At 73.3% G+C, this 14,460-nt stretch carries 12 protein-coding genes and 1 rRNA gene; all 13 read right to left on the bottom strand.

Going from position 1 to position 14,460, the window contains the following annotated elements:
• Window positions 1-124, bottom strand: a 16S ribosomal RNA gene (locus ACRYR2_RS10150); the annotation flags it as partial.
• A 449-nt stretch (window positions 125-573) separates the two neighbouring features.
• Window positions 574-1,842, bottom strand: a complete 1,269-nt coding sequence (gene tyrS / locus ACRYR2_RS10155) for a tyrosine--tRNA ligase (protein ID WP_432562741.1) — start codon at window positions 1,840-1,842, stop codon at window positions 574-576.
• Window positions 1,843-1,855: 13 nt separating this feature from the next.
• A complete protein-coding gene (locus tag ACRYR2_RS10160; protein ID WP_432562742.1) occupies window positions 1,856-2,503 on the bottom strand; it encodes a DNA-3-methyladenine glycosylase in 648 nt (215 codons plus the stop codon).
• Entirely contained in the window at window positions 2,488-3,930 is a 1,443-nt protein-coding gene (gene argH / locus ACRYR2_RS10165) for an argininosuccinate lyase (RefSeq protein ID WP_432562743.1), read from the bottom strand. Before argH ends, ACRYR2_RS10160 begins: the two co-directional genes overlap by 16 nt.
• Complete coding sequence (locus ACRYR2_RS10170) at window positions 3,930-4,502, bottom strand: arginine repressor (protein ID WP_432562744.1); 573 nt, start codon at window positions 4,500-4,502, stop codon at window positions 3,930-3,932. The genes argH and ACRYR2_RS10170 overlap by 1 nt, the downstream gene beginning before the upstream one ends.
• Window positions 4,499-5,419 carry an ornithine carbamoyltransferase gene (gene argF, locus ACRYR2_RS10175; RefSeq protein WP_432562745.1) on the bottom strand — a complete coding sequence of 307 codons (921 nt, stop codon included), beginning with the start codon at window positions 5,417-5,419 and terminating at the stop codon, window positions 4,499-4,501. Before argF ends, ACRYR2_RS10170 begins: the two co-directional genes overlap by 4 nt.
• Window positions 5,416-6,684, bottom strand: coding sequence for an acetylornithine transaminase (locus ACRYR2_RS10180; protein WP_432562746.1), 1,269 nt, complete (start codon window positions 6,682-6,684; stop codon window positions 5,416-5,418). Before ACRYR2_RS10180 ends, argF begins: the two co-directional genes overlap by 4 nt.
• On the bottom strand, window positions 6,681-7,583 hold the full coding sequence (gene argB / locus ACRYR2_RS10185) for an acetylglutamate kinase (protein ID WP_432562747.1): 903 nt from the start codon (window positions 7,581-7,583) through the stop codon (window positions 6,681-6,683). Before argB ends, ACRYR2_RS10180 begins: the two co-directional genes overlap by 4 nt.
• Complete coding sequence (gene argJ / locus ACRYR2_RS10190; protein WP_432562748.1) at window positions 7,580-8,731, bottom strand: bifunctional glutamate N-acetyltransferase/amino-acid acetyltransferase ArgJ; 1,152 nt, start codon at window positions 8,729-8,731, stop codon at window positions 7,580-7,582. The genes argB and argJ overlap by 4 nt, the downstream gene beginning before the upstream one ends.
• Window positions 8,728-9,786, bottom strand: coding sequence for an N-acetyl-gamma-glutamyl-phosphate reductase (gene argC / locus ACRYR2_RS10195; protein ID WP_432562749.1), 1,059 nt, complete (start codon window positions 9,784-9,786; stop codon window positions 8,728-8,730). Before argC ends, argJ begins: the two co-directional genes overlap by 4 nt.
• Before the next feature lie 57 nt (window positions 9,787-9,843).
• Window positions 9,844-10,698 (bottom strand): SDR family NAD(P)-dependent oxidoreductase, encoded by an 855-nt coding sequence (locus ACRYR2_RS10200; protein ID WP_432562750.1) that lies wholly within the window; start codon window positions 10,696-10,698, stop codon window positions 9,844-9,846.
• The gene (pheT, locus tag ACRYR2_RS10205; RefSeq protein WP_432562751.1) at window positions 10,691-13,255 is read right to left on the bottom strand and encodes a phenylalanine--tRNA ligase subunit beta; all 2,565 of its coding nucleotides are present in this window, start codon (window positions 13,253-13,255) and stop codon (window positions 10,691-10,693) included. The genes ACRYR2_RS10200 and pheT overlap by 8 nt, the downstream gene beginning before the upstream one ends.
• The gene (gene pheS / locus ACRYR2_RS10210) at window positions 13,255-14,400 is read right to left on the bottom strand and encodes a phenylalanine--tRNA ligase subunit alpha (RefSeq protein ID WP_432562752.1); all 1,146 of its coding nucleotides are present in this window, start codon (window positions 14,398-14,400) and stop codon (window positions 13,255-13,257) included. The genes pheT and pheS overlap by 1 nt, the downstream gene beginning before the upstream one ends.
• Window positions 14,401-14,460 lie beyond the last annotated feature (60 nt).

Genomic DNA, 14,460 nt, shown 5'->3' on the forward strand with positions numbered 1-14,460 from the left:
GTTGCTCACGTGTTACTCACCCGTTCGCCACTGATCCCCCTCCGAAGAGGGTTCACCGTTCGACTTGCATGTGTTAAGCACGCCGCCAGCGTTCGTCCTGAGCCAGGATCAAACTCTCCGTCGAAAAACCTCGATCACCCGAAGGCAACCTAGATCATTTGACTTGCATAGTTGACCCTTGGTCTCGAAAACCCCATCGTGCGCTGGCGAGCACACGACGAGGGTCAATCCCAAAGGAATCCCCGATCTTCACCATGGTTGGTCAAGACCATTGGGGGTTGATACATATGGCATCAACATTTTTGGCACACTGTTGAGTTCTCAAGAACCGGACGCACCCACCCCACCCGAACCCCGTACCAGGGCCGGAGGAAAAGGGGCAACTTCCCCACCTTAACCAGACACCAGGCCGAACTTCAACCCAGCCCCGATCAGGCCTTCCGGTGCCACCCGTCGGACGCGGATCACCCAACCTGAGCGGTTCTGGTTTTCCGCCCCGTCGGGGCGACATGAAGAACAGTACGCGGCGGTCGGCGGCCGAAGCAAATCGATCATGCTCCGGCCATCGATCTCCTACTGCGGCAACGGAAGAGCGACTGCGGCGAGCGACTTCTTGCCGCGACGGAGCACGGCGTAGCGGCCGTGCAGCAGGTCCACGTCCGCGAGCGTCGCCTCCGGGTCGGTCACCTTGGTGTTGTTCACGTAGGCGCCCCCCTCCCCGATCGTGCGGCGGGCCCCGCTCAGGCTCGGGGCCAGGCCGGTGTCGGCGAACAGCTGCGCCAGGCGCACGTCGGGGTCGGCCGGCACCGCCGTCGGGAGCTCCTCGAGCGCCCCCCGCAGGGTGCGCTCGTCGATGCCGCCCAGCTCGCCGCCGCCGAAGAGCGCCGAGGACGCCTCCTGCACGGCCACCGCGGCCGCCTCACCGTGGACCAGAGCCGTCACCTCGTGCGCCAGGGCCCGCTGGGCGGCCCGCGCGCGCGGGTTCTCCTCGACCTGCCGTGCGAGCTCCTCGATCTCGGCCGGGGACCGGAAGCTGAAGGCCTTCAGGTAGTCGACGACCTTCGCGTCCTCGGCGTTCAGCCAGAACTGGAAGAAGGCGTACGGCGAGGTCAGGTCCGGGTCGAGCCAGACGGCCCCGGCCTCGGTCTTGCCGAACTTCGTCCCGTCGGCCTTCGTCAGCAGCGGCGTCGCCAGGGCGTGCACCGTCTTCTGGTCCACGCGGCGCACGAGCTCGCAGCCGGCGGTGATGTTCCCCCACTGGTCCGACCCGCCCAGCTGCAGCGTGCACCCGTGCAGGCGGTTCAGCTGGAGGTAGTCGTTGCTCTGCAGCAGGACGTAGCTGAACTCGGTGAACGAGATGCCCGTCGTGGCCAGGCGCTTGCTCACGGCCTCGCGGTCGAGCATGCGGTTGACGCTGAAGTGCTTGCCCACGTCGCGCAGGAACTCGATGGTCGACATGGACTGCGTCCAGTCGAGGTTGTTGACCATGGTCGCCTTCGCCGGCCCGTCGAAGTCGAGGAACGGCGCGATCTGCGCCTGCAGCCCCGTCACCCAGCCGGCCACCACCGAGGGGTCGTTCATGGTGCGCTCGGCCGAGGGCCGCGGGTCACCGACCAGCCCCGTCGCCCCGCCCACGAGGATCAGCGGGTGGTGCCCCGCCTGCTGCAACCGCTTGGCGGTCAGCACCTGCACGAGGTGACCCACGTGCAGACTCGCCGCCGTGGGGTCGAAACCCACGTAGTAGGTGAGCGGTCCCGTCGCCAGAGCCTCCCGCAGCGCGGCCTCGTCGGTGGAGTGCGCCACCAGGCCTCGCCACTGCAGTTCGTCCCAGACGTCGCTCACGACTCGTTCTCCCCTAGGTGCTTCGCGTTCCGGGCGACCTCCGCCCGCCGACACGGTACGCGGAGACCGTGGGGTCGTTCACGAGGGAAACGCGCCACGGGGTCGGCGCGCCGGCACCGGCGACCCCGACCCGCGGTCCCCACACCACGTCGGCGTCCGCCACGGGAGACCCCGCCAGCACCTCCAACTCACCGCCGGAGCAGACGTCGGCACCGTCCAGCGCGCGGTCGACCCCCAGCGCCTGCGTGAGCCGGGCAGGCCCCCGGGCGAGGTCCACGTCCTTCTTGGCGGCCGGCCGCCGCGACCGGGCCAGCTCCAGTCCCTCCACCACGGCGCCGGCGCGCAGCAGGACGGCCGAGGCCTCCCCCTCCGGCCCGCACACCAGGTTCATGCACCAGTGCATGCCGTAGGAGAAGTACACGTACGCGTGACCGGGCGGGCCGAACATGACCGCCGTGCGCGGGGTCCGGCCGCGGTAGGCGTGCGAGCCGGGATCGGCCTGCCCCGCGTACGCCTCGACCTCGGAGAGCCGGACCGCCACGACGCCCGCCGGTGTGCGGTGGCGCACGACGCGGCCGATCAGGTCGCGCGCCACCTCCAGCACCTCGCGGTCGAAGAAGGACCGCTCCAACGCCGCGGGCACGTTCAGGGTCGTGCCCACGCCAGGTGCGCCGCGAGCGCGTCCTGCGCGGCCTCCAGCTGCTCGGCCACCCGCACGGGGGCGGTGCCACCGATCCCGTCGCGGGAGGACAGCGACCCCTCGGTCGACAGGACGTCCTTGACCTCGGGCGTCAGGTGCGGCGAGATCGCGGCGAGGTCCTCCACCGTCAGGTCCCACAACTCCACGCTGCGGCCCTCCTGCGCCGAGCGCTGCTCGCAGCGGCGCACGCAGGCCCCGGAGATCTGGTGCGCGTCGCGGAAGGGAACCCCTTGGCGCACCAGCCACTCGGCGACGTCGGTGGCCAGGGCGAAGCCCTGCGGGGCCAGCGCGGCCATCCGGTCGGTGTGGAAGTGCAGGGTGGCCACCATCCCGGCGACGGCGGGCAGCAGGACCTCGAGGGTGTCGACCGCGTCGAAGACGGGCTCCTTGTCCTCCTGCAGGTCGCGGTTGTACGCCAGGGGCAGGCCCTTGAGCGTCGCGAGCAACCCCGTGAGGTCACCGATGAGCCGCCCCGCCTTGCCGCGCGCGAGCTCGGCGACGTCGGGGTTCTTCTTCTGCGGCATGATGCTCGACCCCGTCGACCACGCGTCGTCGAGCGTGACGAAGGAGAACTCCTTGGTCGCCCAGGCGATGACCTCCTCCGAGATCCGGGACAGGTCGACGCCGATCATCGCGGCGACGAACGCGAACTCGGCGGCGACGTCGCGCGAGGCGGTGCCGTCGATGGAGTTCTCCACGCTGCGGGTGAACCCGAGCTCGTGGGCGACCGCGACGGGGTCCAGGCCCAGGGAGGAGCCGGCCAGGGCTCCCGACCCGTACGGCGAGACCGCCGCGCGGGCGTCCCAGTCGCGCAGGCGTTCGACGTCGCGCAGCAGCGGCCAGGCGTGGGCCATGAGGTGGTGGCCGAGCAGGACCGGCTGGGCGTGCTGGAGGTGCGTGCGCCCCGGCATCGCCGCCGCGGGGTGCGCGGCGGCCTGGGTCAGCAGCGCCTCGACGACGTCCAGCACGAGACCGGCGACGACGCGGGCGTGGTCGCGCAGGAACATGCGCAGCAGGGTGGCGATCTGGTCGTTGCGCGAGCGGCCCGCACGCAGCCGGCCGCCGACGTCGGCGCCGACGCGTTCGACCAGGGCGCGTTCCAGCGCCGAGTGGACGTCCTCGTCGTCGGCGGCGGGCACGAACGCCCCGGAGACGACGTCGGCCTCCAACGCGTCGATCCCGGCCAGCAGCGCGTCCAGCGTGGCGTCGTCGAGCAGACCGGCCGTGCGCAGGACGCGGGCGTGCGCGCGGGAACCGGCGAGGTCGTAGCGGGCCAGCCGGAAGTCGAAGTGCGTGGACTTCGACAGCGCCGCCATCGCGGCCGCGGGCCCGGTCGCGAAGCGCGCGCCCCACAAGCCCTTCTCACCCTGCTGCGGCTTCCCAGACATCACGCGTCCACTTCGTTCTCGAGGTCTTCTTGATGGTCGTGTCGGTTCTCGTCGGGGGTGGCCCGGCGGGCCAGGGCCAGGAACCGGGCGGCGACCGCGTCCCCGCCGAGCGGGTCGCGGGTGATGACCAGGACGGTGTCGTCCCCGGCGATGGTGCCCAGCAGGGTCGGCATGACCGAGTGGTCGACGGCGCTGGCCAGGAACTGAGCGGCCCCCGGCGGGGTGCGCAGCACGACGAGGTTGGCCGACGCCTCGGCGCTGACGAGCAGTTCCTCGCACCAGCGGGCCAGCCGGGCGTCGAGGACCTCCTGGCCGACGCCGCTGCGCGGGGTGCGGTCGCCACCCTCGGCGGGCAGCGCGTAGACCAGTCCCCGGTCGCCGTCGCGCACCTTGACCGCGCCGAGCTCGACGAGGTCGCGCGACAGCGTGGCCTGGGTGACGGCCACTCCCTCCTCGGCGAGGTGGGTGGCCAGTTCGGTCTGCGAACGCACCGGGAACCGGGCCAGCACCGCGGCGATCCGGTCGTGCCGGAACGCCTTCGTACCCGCGCCGGACCCCGGTGGAAGCGTCATCGCGACTTCTCGAGCAGCCAGACGAGCAGCGCCTTCTGCGCGTGCAACCGGTTCTCCGCCTCGTCCCACACGACCGACTGCGGGCCGTCGAGGACGTCGGCGTCGATCTCCTTGCCGCGGTAGGCGGGCAGGCAGTGCAGGACGATCGCGTCGTCCTTCGCCTGCGCCAGCAGCTGCGAGGTCAGCGAGAAGGCGCGGAACCGCTCGTACTCCTGGCCCTCCTGGCCCATCGAGATCCAGGTGTCGGTGGCCACGACGTCCGCGCCGGTCACGGCCTCGACCGCGTCGGAGGTGACGGTCACCGAACCCCCCGTCCGCGCGGCGACCGCCTGGGCGCGGGCGATGACGTCCGCGTTCGGCAGGTCGGAGGCGGGAGTTCCGATCCGCACGTGCAGGCCGGCCGTCGCGCCACCGAGGGCGTAGGAGTGCGCCATGTTGTTGGCCCCGTCGCCGACGTAGGCCAGCGTCAGCCCGGCCAGCGTCCCCTTGTGCTCGGCGACCGTCTGCAGGTCGGCGAGGATCTGGCAGGGGTGGTACTCGTCGGTGAGGGAGTTCACGACCGGCACGCGGGAGTTCGCCGCCATCTCCACGATGTCGCTCTGCGCGAACGTGCGCCACACGATCGCCGCGGCCATGCGCTCGAGGACCCGTGCGGTGTCGGCGACGGGTTCACCGCGGCCGAGCTGGGAACCGGCCGCGTCGACGACGAGCGGAACCCCGCCGAGGTCGGCCACGCCGACGCTGAACGAGACCCGGGTCCGGGTGGAGGGCTTGTCGAACAGCAGGGCGACGGTCTGCGGGCCGGCCAGCGGCCTCTCGGCGAACCTGTCGGCCTTCAGGCGGGCCGCGAGCGCCAGGACCTCGGCCTGCTCGGCGGGGGTGAGGTCGTCGTCGGCGAGGAAGTGCCGCACGGTCACGGGGTCGCTCCGTTCAGGATCTCGGGCAGGGCGGCGACGAACGTGTCGGCCTGCGCGGTGGTCAGGACGAGCGGGGGCGCGAGGCGGACGGTGTCCGGCCGGGCGGCGTTGACGATGAAACCCCGCTCCAGCGCCGCGGTGACGACGTGACCGGCGACGGGTTCGGTCAGCGCGACGCCGAGCAGCAGCCCCTCACCGCGGACCCCCTCCACGAGGGGGTGGCCCAGCGCCTCGATCGCCGTCCGCAGGTGCGCTCCGACGGCGTTCACGTTGTCCAGCAGGGCGTCGCGCTCGATGGCGTGCAGCACCGCGAGCCCGGCGGCCGAGGCGACGGGGTTGCCGCCGAACGTCGTGCCGTGCTGACCTGCGCCCAGCAGGGCGGCGTTGCGCGGGCCGAACGCCACGACGGCACCGACGGGGATGCCGCCGCCCAGCCCCTTGGCCAGGGTCATGACGTCGGGGACGACGCCCTCGTGCCGGGGGTTGTGGTGCGCGAACCACTCACCGGTGCGGCCGATGCCGGTCTGCACCTCGTCCAGGACGAGCAGCGCGCCGTGCTCGGCGGTGATCCGGCGGGCCGCGGCCAGGTACCCCTCGGGCGCGGGGACGACGCCGTTCTCGCCCTGCAGGGGTTCGAGGAACACCGCGGCCGTGGCGCCGTCGACGGCCCGGCCCAGTGCGCCGAGGTCGCCGTAGGGGACGAACTCCACGCCGCCGGGCAGCGGCTCGAAGGGGGCCCGGTAGGCCTCCTTGGCGGTCAGGGCCAGGGCGCCCATGGTGCGGCCGTGGAAGGCGCCGAGGGTCGAGATGACCTTGGTCCGCCCGGTGCGGCGGGCCATCTTGAACGCGGCCTCGTTGGCCTCGGCGCCGGAGTTGGCGAAGAACACCGCCGACCCCTCCGGAGCCCGGGAGACCTCGAGGAGCCGTTCGGCCAGCGCGATCTGCGGGGCGGTGGCGAAGAAGTTCGACACGTGCCCCAGCGTCGTCAGCTGGGCGGTGACGGCCGCGACGAGCAGCGGGTGGGCGTGCCCGAGGGCGTTCGTCGCGATCCCGCCGAGCAGGTCGAGGTACTTGTTGCCGTCGGCGTCCCAGACGTGGCAGCCCTCGCCGCGGACCAGGACGCGCTGGGGGGTGCCGAAGGTCTGCATGACCGAGGTCGTGTACCGCTGCAGCCAGGCCTGGCCGCTGCCGTCGGTGGCGGGCAGCGCGTCGGCCGCCTGCCCGCTCGTCGTGGCGAGTTCCACGTCGTCTCCCTGCGGGTTCACGGCACGACCATCGTGCCGTTGCCGGAGGTCGTGAAGACCTCCAGCAGAACGGAATGTGCTTGCCGGCCGTCGATGACGGTGGCGCGCGGAACCCCGCCGCGCACCGCGCGCAGACAGGCCTCCATCTTCGGGACCATCCCCGACTCCAGGCTCGGGAGCAGGTCGGCCAGGTCGGCCGCGCCGATCTCACGGACCAGGGAGTCGGTGTTCGGCCAGTCCCGGTACAGGCCCGCCACGTCGGTCATGACGACGAACTTCTGCGCGCCCAGGGCGACGGCGATGGCCGACGCCGCGGTGTCGGCGTTGACGTTGAGGACCTGCCCGTGCAGCGGGTTGCCCTCGTCGTCGACCTCCGGCGCGATCGTGGAGATGACCGGGATGCGCCCGGCGTCGAGCAGGTCGACGACCGCGCCCGGGTCGACGCCCACGACGTCGCCCACGAGCCCGACGTCCACGGGTTCGCCGTCGACGACGGCGTGCCGGCGCTTGGCCCGCAGCAGTCCGGCGTCCTCCCCCGACAACCCGACGGCCAGCGGGCCGTGCGCGTTGAGCAGGCCGACGAGTTCGCGGCCCACCTGACCGGTGAGGACCATGCGGACGACGTCCATGGTCTCCGGCGTCGTGACGCGCAGCCCGCCGCGGAACTCGCTGGGGATGTCCAGCTTCTTCAGCATCGCCGAGATCTGCGGTCCGCCGCCGTGGACGACGACGGGACGCAAGCCGGCGGTGCGCAGGAACACGACGTCCTGCGCGAACGCCCGCTTGAGGTCCTCGTCGACCATGGCGTTGCCGCCGTACTTCAGGACGACGAGGGCACCGCGCCACTTCTGCAGCCACGGCAGGGCCTCGACGAGGACGCTCGTCTTGTCGGCGGCCGAGAGTTCGGTCAGATCGCTCACGACGAGTACGCGCTGTTCTCGTGGACGTAGGCGTGGGTCAGGTCGTTGGTCCACACCGTCGCGGCCTGCGACCCGGCCTTGAGGTCGATGCGTACCCGGACCTCGCGGGGTTCCAGGTCGACCGTCGCGGGATCGGCGTGCGGCGTGCCGTCGACGCACACCGCGACCCCGTTGAGCGAGACGTCGAGGGTCTGCGGGTCGAACTGCGCCGAGGTGGTCCCGACGGCGGCCATGACCCGGCCCCAGTTGGGGTCCTTGCCGAAGACGGCGGCCTTGAACAGGTTGTTGCGCGCCACCGAGCGCGCGACCTCGACGGCCTCGTCCTCGCTGGCGGCGCCGACGACCTCGATGGCGATGTCGTGGTCGGCGCCCTCGGCGTCGCCGACGAGCATGCGGGCCAGGTCGGCGCACACCCGGCGGACGGCCTCGTCGAAGGCGGCCGGGTCCGGGGTGACGCCGCTGGCGCCGGAGGCCAGCAGCACGACGGTGTCGTTGGTGGACATGCAGCCGTCGGAGTCGAGGCGGTCGAACGTCGTGCGGGTCGCCGCACGCAGCGAGGCGTCGAGGGCCTCGGCCTCGACGACCGCGTCGGTCGTCAGCACGACGAGCATGGTCGCCAGGCCCGGGGCGAGCATGCCCGCGCCCTTGGCCATGCCGCCGACGACGAAGCCGTCGCCGCTGGCGATGGCCTGCTTGGAGACCGTGTCGGTCGTCATGATCGCCGTCGCCGCGGCGGTGCCGCCGTCCGTCGAGAGCGCCTCGAAGGCCTGCTGCACGCCGTCGAGGACCCTCTGCCGCGGCAGTTCGACGCCGATGAGGCCGGTGGAGCAGACGACGACGTCACCGGCCCCGGAGCCGACGAGCTCGCCGACGAGTTCGGCCGTGGCGTGGGTGGTCTGGAAACCCTGCGGGCCGGTGAAGCAGTTCGCCCCGCCGGAGTTCAGGACGACGGCCTTGAGGTGGCCGTCGGCGCTGGCGCGTTCGCTCCACAGCACCGGGTGCGCCTTGCACCGGTTGGAGGTGTAGACGGCGGCGCCGGCGTCGAGGGGGCCGTCGTTGACCACGAGGGCGAGGTCGGGCTTCCCGGAGGCCTTCAGGCCCGCGGTGACGCCGGCGGCCCGGAAGCCTCGTGCGGCGGTCACGCTCACGGCGCGACCCCCACGGCGGTCAGGCCCGCGTCCTCGGGCAGCCCGAGCGCGATGTTCACCGATTGCACGGCCCCTCCGGCGGTTCCCTTGACGAGGTTGTCGATGGCCGCCACGACGAGGACGCGACCGGCGTGCTCGTCGACGGCCAGCTGCAGCGCGCAGGCGTTCCCGCCGAGCACCATGGCCGTGGAGGGCCACTGCCCCTCGGGCAGCAGGTGCACGAAGGTCTCGGCGGCGTAGGCCTTCTCCCACGCCGAGCGCACCTCGGCGGCCGAGACCCCCGGAGTCAGCCGTGCGGTGCAGGTGGCGAGGATCCCCCGGGACATCGGCGCCAGGGTCGGCGTGAACGAGACGGTGACGTCCGAGCCGCCGGCCAGGCCGAGGTTCTGCTCGATCTCGGGGGTGTGCCGGTGCCCGCCGCCGACGCCGTAGGGGCTCATCGAGCCCATGACCTCCGAGCCCAGCAGGTGCGGCTTGAGGGCCTTGCCCGCACCGGAGGTGCCGGAGGCCGCGACGACGACGACGTCGGTGGGTTCGAGCAGCCCGGCGGCGAAACCGGGTGCCAGCGCGAGCGAGACCGACGTCGGGTAGCAGCCGGGCACGGCGATGCGCCGGGCCCCCACGAGGTTGGCCCGCTGCGACCCTCCACCGGCCAGCGGCAGTTCGGGCAGGCCGTAGGGCCAGGTGCCGGCGTGTTCGCCGCCGTAGAACCTCTCCCACGCGGCGGGGTCGGTCAGCCGGTGGTCGGCGCCGAGGTCGACGACCAGGACGTCGTCGCCGAGGTCGGCGGCCACGGCGGCCGACGCGCCGTGCGGCAGGGCCAGGAAGACGACGTCGTGCCCGGCGAGGACCTCGGTCGTCGTGGGCTGCAGGACGCGGTCGGCCAGCGGCAGCAGGTGCGGCTGCAGCTCACCGAGGCGGCTGCCCGCGTTGGAGGCGCCGGTCAGGGCGCCGATCTCGACGTGCGGGTGGTTCAGCAGCACGCGCAGGACCTCGCCACCGGCGTAGCCGCTGGCCCCTGCGACGGCGACCGTCAGCCGCTTCCCGGGTTCCATGTGCATGACCATACACGCACTCGGCTAGCCATGCAGTTGCGGGTGGTCGCGTGGCCGTCAGGCGATCGGGTCGTCCGCCCCGTAGGGCACCACCACGAGCCGGCGCGCCGACGGCGTCAGCGTCGCCTCCGCCTCGCGCAGCGACTCCACGGTGTCGGTCCCGGCGCGCAGGAACCGGCCCGACCACGCGTCCAGCTCACCCCGGGCGATGGCCAGCACCATCGCCACGACGTCGTCGGGGTCGGTCCACTCGGTGCGGTCGGCGTGCTGGCTCATGCTCGTCGACATCGCCGTGCGCACCACCCCGGGCGACAGCTCGAAGGCGCGGATGCCGTGCTCGGCCCCGGCGACGGCGATCGCGCCGCCGAGCCGGAACAGCGCGGCCTTGCTGGCCCCGTAGGCCGCGTACGCGCCGGAATCCTTGTACGCCGACCCCGAACTGAGGTCGACGACCCTCCCGGCGCCCCGGGCCACCATCCCGGGCAGCACGGCCCGGGCGACGTGGAAGGGGCCCAGGACGTTGGCCTCCACGACGGCGCGCACGTGCGCCGGGTCCGCCTCCCACGGCGGCACCTCGGCCGGCTCGATGCGGCCGGCGGCCTGCACGAGCAGGTCGAACCCCCCGAGCTCGGCCTCCAGGGCGTGCACCCCCGACGCGACGGCCGCCGCGTCGGCGACGTCGAACGCCGTCGCCACCGCCCGGCCGCCGTCGGCGGTGATCTCCTCGACCAGTTCGTCCAGCGCCCGGGCGCCACGGGCCACGACGCCGACGGTGAACCCGGCGTGGGCCAGGCCGAGCGCGACCGCGCGGCCGATGCCCTGACTGGCACCGGTCACGAGCGCGCGTCCGGGCCGGAGGTCGGTCAGGTCCACCGACTCCGCCTCGATCCCTGCCCCGGGCGCCTCAGACACGCTGGCTGGCTCCCGTCCGCTCGGTGGCCACGGCCACGGCGGCGTCGCGGGCCGCACTGGCCTCCTCGGCCGTCAGCGTGCGGTCCGGCGCGCGGAAGCGCAGCGCGAAGGCCAGCGACTTCCTGCCCTCCCCCACCTGGGCGCCGGTGTAGACGTCGAACAGGTGCACGTCCTCCAGCAGCGGCCCGGCGCCGTCGCGCAGCGCGCCCTGCACCTGCGCCGCAGGGGTCGCGGCGTCCACGACGAGAGCGACGTCCTGCGTCGCGGCCGGGTACCCGGACAGCGGGTCCACCTGCGCGGCGGCGCCGACCTGGGCGAGCAGGACGTCGAGGTCGAGCTCGAAGGCCGCGGCGCGCGCGGGCAGCTCGAGCGCCGCGACCGCGCTGGGGTGCAGTTCCCCCGCGTACCCGACGGTGTGCCCCTGCGCCGTGGCGATCCGGGCGCAACGGCCCGGGTGCCACGGAGCGTGCTCGGCGGCCTCGACCACGACGTCGACCCCGATCGCCGCCGCGACCGTGCGGGCCGCCTCGACGGCGTCGGCCCAGCTCGCCGGTTCCCCGCCGCGGGCGAAACCGTCGCCGAGGGCTCCCGGCCGGCGACGGGTGCCGGTCAGGACGCCGGCGACGTGCAGCGGCTGGGCGGGTACGGCGGCGCGCAGGCGGGCCAGTTCCTCCTCGCCGGGCCGTTGCTCGACCCCCAGGACCTCGGCCGCGCCGGCGCCCGGCTGCGGGTGCGTCACCGATCCCAGCTCCACGACCGCGAGGTCGCGCAGTCCGCGGGAGACGTTGCGGCGCACCGTCTCGGTCAGCGAGTCGAGCAGGCTGGTGCGCATCAGCGGCTGCTGCTCCGACAACGGGTTCGCCAGCCGCAGCGCGTTCCGGCGCGGGTCGTTCGCCGGGACCTGCTGGGCGTCGAAGACGGAGGCCGCCACGAACGGGTAGCTGAGCACCTCGACGAAACCGTCGTCGACCAGCGCCCGGGCGACCGACCGGCGCGCGCGCTGCGAGGAGGTGAGGCCGGACCCGGCGGGCGCCGGCGGCAGCACCGAGGGGATCGCGTCGTAGCCGGCCAGGCGGGCGACCTCCTCGACGAGGTGGACCCGGCCGACCAGGTCGGGACGCCACGTCGGCGGGACGACGGTCAGCGAGGACCCGTCGACCGTCACCTCACAGCCGATCTCGGTGAGGATCGAGACGATGTCGTCGGCCTCGTAGCGGACGCCGACGACGCGCTCGGGGAACCCGACGTCCATCGTGATGGCCTGCGGCGCGGCCGGTTCCCCGACGTCGGTGGCCGTGGTGTCGGGAGTTCCGCCGCCGTGCTCCACGAGCAGCCGGACGGCCAGTTCGACGGCCCGGTCGCAGATCGCCGGGTCGGTGCCGCGCTCGAACCGCTTGGCCGCCTCCGAGGGCAGCCGGTGCCGGCGGGCGCTGCGGGCGATGCTCACCTGGGCGAAGTGCGCGCCCTCCAGCAGCACGTCGGTGGTCGCCGCGGAGACCTCGCTGGAGGCGCCGCCCATGACGCCGGCGATGCTCAGGACCCGCGACGTCGCCGGGTCCCCGGGGACCTCGTCGGTGATGAGCAGGTCCTCGGGGTGCAGCGTGCGCTCGACGCCGTCGAGGGTCGTCAGCTCCTCCCCCGCCCGTGCGCGCCGGACGACGACCTCGCCCTGCAACCGGCCGAGGTCGTAGGCGTGCAGCGGCTGCCCCGTCGCGAGCATGACGTAGTTCGTCACGTCGACGGCCAGCGAGATCGGCCGCATCCCGGCCTGCCGCAACCGGTCCGCGACGAACCGCGGCGTGGGCGCGGAGGGGTCCACACCGCGCACGACGCGGGCGACGAACCGGTCGCAGCCGACCGCGCCGCGCACCGGCGCGTCGTCCTCCAGTCGCACGGGGTACCCCGGGCCGGACGCCAGGGGCACCTGCACGTCCACGGGGTCGCGGAACACCTCGGCCAGCGGCCGGCGGGTGCCGTGCGCGTACTCGCGCGCGATGCCGCGCAGGGAGAAGCAGTAGCCCCGGTCGGGTGTGACGTTGACCTCGACGGTCTCCTCGGCCAGACCGAGCAGCTCCAGCGCGTCCTGGCCGGGCGTCACGTCGACCCCGGGCAGGAACTGCGTCAGGACGATGATGCCGTCGTGGTCCTCGCCCAGGCCCAGTTCCTTGGCCGAGCAGATCATGCCGTCGGAGACGTGGCCGTACGTCTTGCGCGCGGCGATGCCGAAACCCCCGGGCAGTTCGGCCCCGGGCAGCGCGACGACGACCAGGTCGCCCTCGACGAAGTTGTGCGCGCCGCAGACGATCCCGCGGTTGCCCTCGGGACCGTTGTGCTGCGGGCCCACGTCGACGTGGGTCCAGTTGATCGTCTTGCCGTTCTTCTGGGGTTCCCCCACCAGGTCCAGGACGCGGCCGACGACGACGGGACCGGTGACTCCGGCGGTGTGGATCCCCTCCTCCTCCAGCCCCACCCGGACCAGCGAGGCCGCGACGTCGACGCCGGCGGCCTCCGGCTCGAGGTCGACGTGCTCGGCCAGCCAGCTCAACGGGATGCGCATCAGAGGTTCTCCTCCCCCGCCGCGGTGCCCGGATCGGACGCACCGGCCAGCACCGTCGCCACTGCGGACGCGGAGAGGTCCTCCACGCCGAACGCCCGGCTGAACCGCACGTCGCCCTCCACCATGTCGCGCATGTCCGTCACCCCGTTGCGGAACATCAACGTCCGCTCGATCCCCATCCCGAAGGCGAAACCCTGGTAGCGGTCGGGGTCGATCCCGGCCGCCCGCAGCACGTTCGGGTTGACCATGCCGCAGCCACCCCACTCGATCCAGCCGCGTTCGGCGTCCCGGCCCAGGGAGAACCGCAGGTCCAGTTCCGCGCTGGGCTCGGTGAACGGGAAGAACGCCGGCCGCCAGCGGGTCTCGACGGCGTCGCCGAACATCGCGCGGGCGAAGTGGTCCAGGGTGCCCTTGAGGTTGGCCATCGTGAGGTTCTCGTCGACGGCGATCCCCTCGAGCTGGTGGAAGACCGGGGTGTGCGTCGCATCGAGCTCGTCGGTGCGGAACACCTTGCCCGGGCAGACGACGTACAGCGGGACACCGCGCGAGAGCAGCGAGCGGCTCTGCACCGGCGAGGTGTGCGTGCGCAGGACCAGACCGGAGTCGGCGCCGCCGTCGGCGTCGGCCACGAAGAAGGTGTCCTGCATCTGCCGCGCCGGGTGGTCGGCGTCGAAGTTCAGGGCGTCGAAGTTGAACCACTCGGCCTCGACCTCGGGGCCCTCGGCGACCTCCCAGCCCATGGCGGTGAACACGTCCGAGACGCGCTCGACCAGCAGCGGGATGGGGTGGCGCGCGCCCCGGTCGGCGCGGGCCGTCGGCAGCGTGACGTCGACGACCTCCTCGCGCAGCACCCGCTCGGTGTGCTCGGCCTCGAGCACCTGCGCGCGGGCCGCGAGGGCGCCGTTCAGCCGGCCGCGGGCCTGGCCGACGCGCTTGCCCGCAGCGGCCTTCTCGGGCCCGGGCAGGGTGCCGATGGCGCGGTTGGCCAGCGCCAGCGGGCTGCGGTCGCCGGCGTGGGCCAGCCGGGCGGCCTTGAGCTCGTCGAGGTCGGCGGCCGCGGCCACGGCCGCGAGGGCGGCGTCGAGGGCGGCCTGGACGCTCGTCTCGTCGACCGCTCCGTCGGGGGCGTCGGGCTGCTCGGACATCGTGGTGGGCACTCCTCGGACGGGGCGGGGTGGAACGGGTGGGTCTGCACCGATCCTCCC

Source organism: Kineococcus deserti (assembly GCF_050871945.1).
GTDB lineage: Bacteria > Actinomycetota > Actinomycetes > Actinomycetales > Kineococcaceae > Kineococcus.